The following is a 7,970-nucleotide window of genomic DNA, read 5'->3' as shown; positions in this document are numbered from 1 at the left end:
TAGACGAAGAGATTTTGTGATCGTCGCAAGCGCATGAAGATGCGAATAATCAAATTAGAGCCACCCTTATTTGAGTAAACCGGCGGCTGTCAGCGGAAGCGGACAGAGGACGTAAGCCCGAGAGACTCAGCCAGAATTGCCTGGCGACCATAGCGACGTGGAACCACCTGATTCCATCCCGAACTCAGAAGTGAAACGCGTCAGCGCCGATGGTAGTGTGGGGTTTCCCCATGTGAGAGTAGGTCATCGCCAGGCATCAACTACAGCACCCCCTGATCGGTAACGGTCAGGGGTTTTGCTTTTGGGGGTTTTGAATCAACTAAACGATCTTACCTTCCAGAGCATGCCCGCTCCCGAATGCCAGCGGCGAGGCACCGTCCGCCACCACAGAGCAGGTGTCCACCTTCCTCCTAAGCTATGAACGCTATCCCCAGTACCGATCCACATGGCGCTGGATCGCTTGCCGCATGAAACGGCTGGAGGCTTCTGCCTGTTCCTCCCAGGCAAAGACACAGCTGGACAGCACCCCGTCAAAGCCGCACTCATGCAATGTCCTGAAAAACACGTCCCAGTCAATTTCGCCTTCGCCGATATTGAGGTGCTGATGCACCCGTGCGGTGGATCCCGGAGGATTCACAATATAGCGTAGCTGAGAAGAGGCCTTGTGGTTGAAGGTATCGGCGATACGGGCGTGAGCAAGTAGCCCTTGTGTGGCACGAATACTCTCAGCGAGGTCATCACCATAGTAAAAGCTATGGGGTGCGATATAGGAGCACTTCACCGCGGGAGAGTTGATGGCCTTGATAATCTCAACCGCAGGGTCGATTCGTTCCAGCCAGTCCTCCGGATGAGGCTCAATGCTGAGAGTCAGCCCTTCGCGCTCCAGCAGGGGGACCAGAATATCCATACTCCGCCAGAACGCATTTTCACAGGCTTCAGCAGTGTGGCTACCCGAGCGATCTGCCGCTGATCGCTCGGGAGAACCTCCACGGCCAAACTCGGACACCAGCAACGGCGCATCCATGTCGACGGCAATCTCGATGGTACGCTTCCAGTTGTCGATAGCCACCTCCCACTCGTCCCGGTACGGGCTCGACCAGCGATACATGGGCTGTAACGAGGCCAACCCCACGTCATGCTGCTTCAGTGCCTGCTTGAACGACTGGATTCGCTCGGGATAAACCCGTGGGCGGGTCCACCACTGCAGGAAATCAGCTCGTGGCGATAGTTCGATATAGTCGTATCCCAGTTCTTTGGTTAGTCGACACATTTCAGGCAGTGACAAATGACGGTGCATGTATGGATCAAGGGCTATTTTCATCTTTATGCCATCTTGGTTAAGGGGAATGTCCTATACCACCAGCTGCCATGAATGCTTCAGGCGTTGGTCGCTGTATAGGTGAGGAAAGGCAAGGTGTATTGCAGAAGGCCGCGGCGTTTGTGCACAACGGTGTCCTTCATGGTGCTAAGCAGACGTATGGCCATCTGTTCTAACGGATGAGCTAACACCACATCAACCTCACCGCGGATCAGTGCTTCCCGGGTCAGATCGGTGAGGTCGTGACATATTGTCACCAGCTTACGTGCAGGGTGGTCGCAAAGTGCCTGAAGCACTCCTTCGATCCCGCCGCCTGCCAGATAGAGGCCAACCAGATCGGGATGCTGTACCAGCAGCTCTTCAGTGGTTGCACAAGCCAAAGGAATATCTTCCAGACTGATCATGGTTTCCAGAATCTGAAACTCCGGTGCTGACTCACGCATGTAGGCGCGAAAGCTGATCTCGTTCTCTTCCTGATTCTGATAGCGGTGGCTGCCAATCATCAGGCCGATCTTGCCGGGCTGCCGGCTCAGCCTCGAAATCATCCAGGCCGCAGTGCGTCCCACCTGGCGATTATCCAGTCCGATGTATCCTGCTCTATTGGCGGCAGACAGATCAGAGATCAGGGCAATGACGGGAGTACCTTGCAGTGACAACTGATCGATAGCCTGATTGATCAGCGGATGATCGGCGGCAACCACCGCAAGAGCATCACAGCGCTCTGCAAGACGGCGCATCTGTTCGATGATCATCTGCGGTACCAGCTCTTCGAGGAAGACAATTTCCAGGCTGTCATATTCATGACCACTGGCTTTCATTGCCTCGTTGAGGGCATGCGCACAGTCGACATAGAAACGGGTACTGCGTTTTTGCAGAATGACCGCCAGACGGCAGCCTGCTGCATGATCCTTGGCTCGTTTACGAATCAGCCCTGCGCGGGGAAAGCCAATCCGCTCGGCAGCTTCCAGCACGCGCTGCACCGTTTCCTCATTCACAGGGGCGCGCTTGTTGATCACACGATCCACGGTTGCAATGCCCACTCCTGCCGCTTTGGCAAGATCTGTCATAGTGGGTGGCTTCAGCATCTTCGTTACTCCGGCAATGGGGAGGGACTGCGCATCCTGTCATCCGTAATGACTGATATCGCTTGATGGTTTTATCACAGAAAAACCAACCAGCCTCCCCTGAGCTGAGTCGTTACTGATAATCGACCCACACGCCCCCGGCATCGGCTGAGCGGACACAATTTTCGACCCAACGCACGCCCTCTACACCTGCATGAATATCGGGGTAGCGCAGTGCTGACAGTTGCTCCTGGTCATCTCTGTCTGTGGCATCCATGGCGATGGCGAAGCGATAGTAAAGATTGGACCAGGCTTCAAAGAGACCTTCAGAGTGGCCGCCACCGATGCGATCATCCAACAGGGCACTGGGGTGCAGATAGGACATGCCGCGCTCCAGAATCTGTGCCGGCTTGCCTTGTATCTCAAACGACAGCTGGTTGGGGTGCTCGTCCCACCATTCCAGACTGGCTCTGGAGCCTATGACGCGAATTTTTTGCCCGTGCATGGACCCAGCATTGACGGCTGATGACCAGACAAAACCCATGGCGCCATTGGTGTAGCGCATCAGGGTGTAGGCATTATCTTCCAGTGGTGCGCGGCTTTTGACGAAACTCTGCCGGGTGCACATCAGACTCTCGATCTTCATTTCGGGCAGCATTACCTCGGACAGATACAGAGGATGGGTGCCTACATCGCCCAGCACATAGCTGGGACCTGCAAACCTGGGATCGACCCGCCATCGGGTCGCAGGGTTGGCCTCTTCCACCGCCTCGCTATGGAATCCATGAGCAAACTGCATATTGACGATGCGAATGTCGCCCAGCTCACCATTGGCAATCATGGCTCGTGCCTGTTCGATAAGCTGATGACCAGCATAGCCATAGGTGACCCCGACAATTTTTTTGCGGCTTACAGCCAGCTCTCTCAGCTCTACCGCTTCTTCAACGGTGAAGCACAGAGGCTTTTCGCAAACGACATGCAGCCCTGCCAGCAGCGCCGCTTTGCAAATGGCATAGTGAGTACCATTGGGGGTTGCGATGGATACTGCTTGTATACCGTCAACGCGCAGGGCTTCCGCAGCAAACATCTCCTGATAGCTGTCATAGCAGCGCTGTGGCTCAAGCCCCAGGCTGGTTCCGAATGCTTTCCCTCTGGCAGGATCAATATCAAATGCTCCCGCAACCAGTTGAAAAGTGTTGTCGCGCAGGGCAGCAGAGCGGTGAATATAACCAATCTGACTACCCTGACCGCCTCCTACCATGGCCCACCGAATGGGATGTGCAGTGCGTTTTTCACCGTTGATCATGTTGTTGTCCTTGGCCATCAGTAGGCGACGTAGTTGCGCGTTGATAGGGGCGAGTGATGGAGTGCGATCAGCTATGCTCTGCCGCATGACATCGGGTAACGGGCGTGAGCAAGAGAGAACGCTCAGTGGTCAAAGCCCACCTGGTGTAAAAAGAGGCGGCTTTCAGTGACGTCACGCAGGCTGGTATCGCTGTTGCGTGGATCCCGCTCCTGCTCAATGGTGATAAAGCCGTGATAGTTGATATCTTCCAGACAGGTCTTGAGGGCGGTGTAGTCTATGACTCCTTTGCCGATGGGGCACATTACGCCCCGGGCGCAGGCTGCAAAGAATGTTATTTCTTTCTGCATGATCTGCTGGTAGACAGATAAATCGATATCTTTGAAATGGATATAGTCGACTTTATGTGAGTATTTACGTAACCATAATTCAGGATCCATCCCGGAATAATAAAGATGGCCGGTGTCGAGACAAAGGCCAGCTAATTCATAATCAATATCGCTGACCAGCTTTTCTATTTCATCCGCAAATTCGATATAGCCACCCGCGTGTGGATGAATAACGGCTCTGACGCCGTATTTTCTGGCAATAGCTGCAATGGCGCGAATATGCGATATCATCCGCTGCCAGTTTGGCTCAGAGAGGCGTAGCGCGGTATCACCATGGCCAGCCTTGATGTCACGTTCAGGGTGCCCCCAGTCGATGATCACCAGATAGGGAAGAGGAAACTTCTGGTCCTGTTCGGCAGCAGGCATCGGTAGCCGGGTGATGAACTGGCAGATATTCTCGGCCTGTTGCAGCAGGTTTGTCAGATTAGCGGGAGCAACCAGATCATCGAAAATGGTACCTGCAATAATATTCAGATCGAGGTTCTGCAGTTCCCGGGAAACGCTGTCTATATCCAGCGGTATATAACCATAAGGGCCAAGCTCAATGCCTTTATAGCCCGCGGTGGATGCTTCATTAAGCACTGTTTTCCAGTGGGGCAGATACGGATTCTCAGGGTCGTCGACGCCCCAGCAGCAGGGAGCACTGGCGATCTTTATACTCATGATTATTTACATCCTGTTTTATTAGCTGAACCTGAGCTAATAACTGTTAGTTGTATTTGTCAGTGATGTTTTTGAGAAAGTTAATTAATTCAGAGATGCCCCAATTTTAAAGTGGCGTGATTTCCGAAATACCTATTCGGTTGGGACTGTTATTTGTATTGTGTTTGCTGAGTTTACGAGTTTCTGTAACGCAGACAATTGGCAGCTATCATTTCATATCATGTATTATCGTCGCTGCTGTAAGGGGGGCGTGATAAAACTATCATGCGCGGCATGACAGTGTGCTGGCTGAAGGCTGTATGTCGGCACAAGTCACACTGGGCAGCTAAACTGTCCCCTGATTTCTGCAACACATGGCTTGGTACGCTGAAGCTATTTACACTTTGCTGACGCTGACTTACGCCACTGGAAAGTACCTTGATTCACATATCACCGGGCAGGACTGCCGTAGATGAAATCTGTTGCCATCGTTGTCTTCCCTGATGTCTTGCTGCTTGATGTGGCTGGCCCGATGGATGTTTTCGCCATTGCCAACCGCTATCTGACACCAGATCAGGCCTATCGCATTACCACCGTAGGGGCAGAGTGCACTGCTGTGCGGGCCTCCAATGGTCTGCGCCTGCTTGCGGATGAGACTATTGATAGCGCTCCCCTGGCATACGACCTGCTGCTGGTGCCCGGTGGGCCTGGCGCCTATAACGATATCCCGACCTGCCTGCTGCCGTGGCTGCAGGACAGTGCCAGCCAGTCACAGCATTACGGCTCGATCTGCACCGGCGCCTTTTTACTTGGCTATGCGGGCCTGCTGGATGGTCACCGCGTCACCACCCACTGGAACTACACTGAGCGCCTGTCCCGGCTGTTTCCTGCGGCACAGGTCGAAACCAATCACATCTATCTGCAGGATCGCTATCTGCTCACATCCGGCGGTGTGACAGCCGGCATTGATCTGGCGTTGTCCATTGTCGAGGCGGATCACGGGCGCCAGCTGGCGCTGACCGTCGCCAAGGTGATTCTGGTAGCGATGAAGCGTCAGGGCGGGCAAGGTCAGTTCGGACCAATGCTGTCGAAAGTCGCCAAGGAAGATACGGCCGTTTCCCGTGTGCAGGCCTATGTGCTGGAGCATATCGACGAGGCATTCACGGTGGAAAGGCTGGCCTCTCTGGCGTCCATGAGTGCCCGTAGTTTTTCCCGGCAGTTCGTCAGGGAGAGCCACTGTACTCCCATGGAGTTTGTGCTGGGAGCACGGATCGACCACGCCCGGAAAATGCTGGAAACGACTGAGCTGCCAATGAAAACAGTGGCTTATCACAGCGGATTTGGCAGTGACCGGCATATGCGTCTGCTGTTTACGGAGCGTCTGGGGCTAACGCCGTCACAGTATCGTGAGCGGTTCGGTTATGACATCTAGCATTTGGCACTGCTGTCGTGAGCCCATCCTTCGGGCTGGCTGAATTTATCCTCGATTTGGCCGTTTCTGTCCCTATGCCTGCATTGCGTGAAAAACACAGACAGCGATGATAAAGGACTACTCATAGCCAGGGAGCGTGCTGAGCTGTCAGGGTATGCGATTCGCTACGAAGAACATCAAGAGAGTTCAACCTCCAGCGCAAGACGTAGTGGCCGCAGCTTCTGGGTAATTCATCAGGACAGATGAATTCGTCGGGCGTCAGCGCAAAGAATGCAGATGTATATGCAGCGAGCCGATCAAAGTGAACAGACGTTTTGCTTTGATGCCTTCACCTTCCATATTCAGCGCCGTCTTGTAACGGAGCAGGGGCAGCCATTGCGACTGGGAAGTCGTGCCCTGGACATCCTTCAGCTGCTGCTGGAAAACGCTGGCAAAGTGGTCAGCAAAGAACAGCTGATGGCTTATGTATGGCCCAACTCCATTGTCGAAGAGATCAACCTGCGCGTGCATATCGCTGCGCTGCGTCGTGCCCTGCGTGATGGCGAGGATGGACGTCGCTATATCATTACCGTTCCTCAGCGTGGTTATAGTTTTGTCGCAGAAGGCATCATGCAGGCAACAGATGCTGATCAGCCGTCTGGCAGTGAGTCTGAACGAGTGTTCATTGCGGCGCCAACGACCGAATCTGTGTATCAGCTCCCGGTCAACGCGACTGGTATCGAAGGTCGTGATGTCGTGGTTGAAGAGCTGGTGCAACGGCTGCTGTCCCATCGGCTGGTGACCCTGACAGGCCCCGGTGGTGTGGGTAAGAGCTGCACGGCATTGCAGGTGGCTGAGCGGGTGCGGGAAGTCTATCAGCAACAGATCTGCATGATCGATTTTTCCGAACAGCAGGATCCGGTCGCCGTGGCGACCTTGCTGAGCCGTCAGCTGGGGCTGGAGATCAGCCGTTATCCCCGTGCTGAGCACCAGCAGCCACGGTTACTGATTTTTGATAATTGTGAAGGCCAGCTGAATTTCTGTGCCGATATGGCCGAATCGCTGCTGAATAGCGTACCCCTGCTGTCCATTCTGGTGACCAGCTGCGAAGCCCTGCGCATCGACGGTGAATATGTGCAGGTTTTACAACCGCTGGCTTATCCGCAACAGGCAGAGCAGCATGAGCAGTTGCTGTCTTTTCCCGCCGTTCGCCTACTGGTGAAGCGCATTCAGGCGCGTCAGCAGGACTTCACTCTCAATGCGGCCAATGCGCCGCTGCTGTGTGAGATATGCCGTCGGCTGGACGGCATGCCTCTGGCACTGGAACTGGCGGCATTTCACAGCGAAGCCTACGGGCTGCAGGGGCTGTGTCAGCAGCTGGATGAACATTTTGCTTTCCTGCAGCTGGAGCGTCGCGCCGCCAGTCACCGTCATCAGTCGTTGCAGGCGGTGTTGCGATCTGGCTATGACAACCTGACGGCGCTGGAGCGCGTATGCTTCAACCGGTTGGGCGTATTTCGCACGGTGTTTACCCTGAATGTCGCCCTCAAGGTGCTGAGCAGTCGGCCACTGAGAGACGACGCTATCATCGAAGCGCTGACCGGGCTGGTGGCCAAATCACTGGTACAGGTGGATGCGTTGGGGGGGATTGCCCGCTATCGGTTGTTGCATGCAGCACGGGCATTTGCGCTGCAGCAGCTACAGCAGAAAGGTGAGCTGGCCGTCATGCAGCAGCGGTATGCTGAGGTGTGTTGTCAGGCCTTCAGAAAGGAGGAGGTGACGCAGGAGGTTTCACACTGGCGTAGTGTCCAGCTGAGCTGACGTTGGCTGACTGATCAGCCGA

6 protein-coding genes and 1 rRNA gene are annotated in these 7,970 nt (G+C 54.6%); 3 read left to right on the top strand and 4 right to left on the bottom strand.

Features of this window, described 5'->3' with window-relative positions; genetic code table 11:
- Nucleotides 1-139 precede the first annotated feature (139 nt).
- Nucleotides 140-255: ribosomal RNA gene (gene rrf / locus WH50_RS17085) — 5S ribosomal RNA — on the top strand.
- A gap of 169 nt (nucleotides 256-424) precedes the next feature.
- Here rrf and WH50_RS17080 read toward each other — a convergent pair.
- The 4 genes from WH50_RS17080 to WH50_RS17065 form a co-directional block, all read right to left on the bottom strand.
- Nucleotides 425-1,321 (bottom strand): sugar phosphate isomerase/epimerase family protein, encoded by an 897-nt coding sequence (locus tag WH50_RS17080; protein WP_110188432.1) that lies wholly within the window; start codon nucleotides 1,319-1,321, stop codon nucleotides 425-427.
- A gap of 56 nt (nucleotides 1,322-1,377) precedes the next feature.
- A complete protein-coding gene (locus tag WH50_RS17075) occupies nucleotides 1,378-2,403 on the bottom strand; it encodes a LacI family DNA-binding transcriptional regulator (RefSeq protein ID WP_110188430.1) in 1,026 nt (341 codons plus the stop codon).
- Nucleotides 2,404-2,515: 112 nt separating this feature from the next.
- Complete coding sequence (locus tag WH50_RS17070; RefSeq protein ID WP_110188429.1) at nucleotides 2,516-3,688, bottom strand: Gfo/Idh/MocA family protein; 1,173 nt, start codon at nucleotides 3,686-3,688, stop codon at nucleotides 2,516-2,518.
- A 122-nt stretch (nucleotides 3,689-3,810) separates the two neighbouring features.
- Nucleotides 3,811-4,737: a sugar phosphate isomerase/epimerase family protein gene (locus WH50_RS17065; protein WP_110188427.1), complete on the bottom strand. Its 927-nt coding sequence runs from the start codon at nucleotides 4,735-4,737 to the stop codon at nucleotides 3,811-3,813.
- Between the two features lie 451 nt (nucleotides 4,738-5,188).
- Here WH50_RS17065 and WH50_RS17060 point away from each other — a divergent pair, with 451 nt between their 5' ends.
- Nucleotides 5,189-6,148: a GlxA family transcriptional regulator gene (locus WH50_RS17060; RefSeq protein WP_110188425.1), complete on the top strand. Its 960-nt coding sequence runs from the start codon at nucleotides 5,189-5,191 to the stop codon at nucleotides 6,146-6,148.
- Nucleotides 6,149-6,430: 282 nt separating this feature from the next.
- On the top strand, nucleotides 6,431-7,948 hold the full coding sequence (locus WH50_RS17055) for an ATP-binding protein (RefSeq protein ID WP_165838456.1): 1,518 nt from the start codon (nucleotides 6,431-6,433) through the stop codon (nucleotides 7,946-7,948).
- Nucleotides 7,949-7,970: the final 22 nt, after the last annotated feature.

The organism is Pokkaliibacter plantistimulans, from assembly GCF_003194385.1.
GTDB lineage: Bacteria > Pseudomonadota > Gammaproteobacteria > Pseudomonadales > Balneatricaceae > Pokkaliibacter > Pokkaliibacter plantistimulans.
This window is presented reverse-complemented; position numbering and strand designations above follow the sequence as displayed.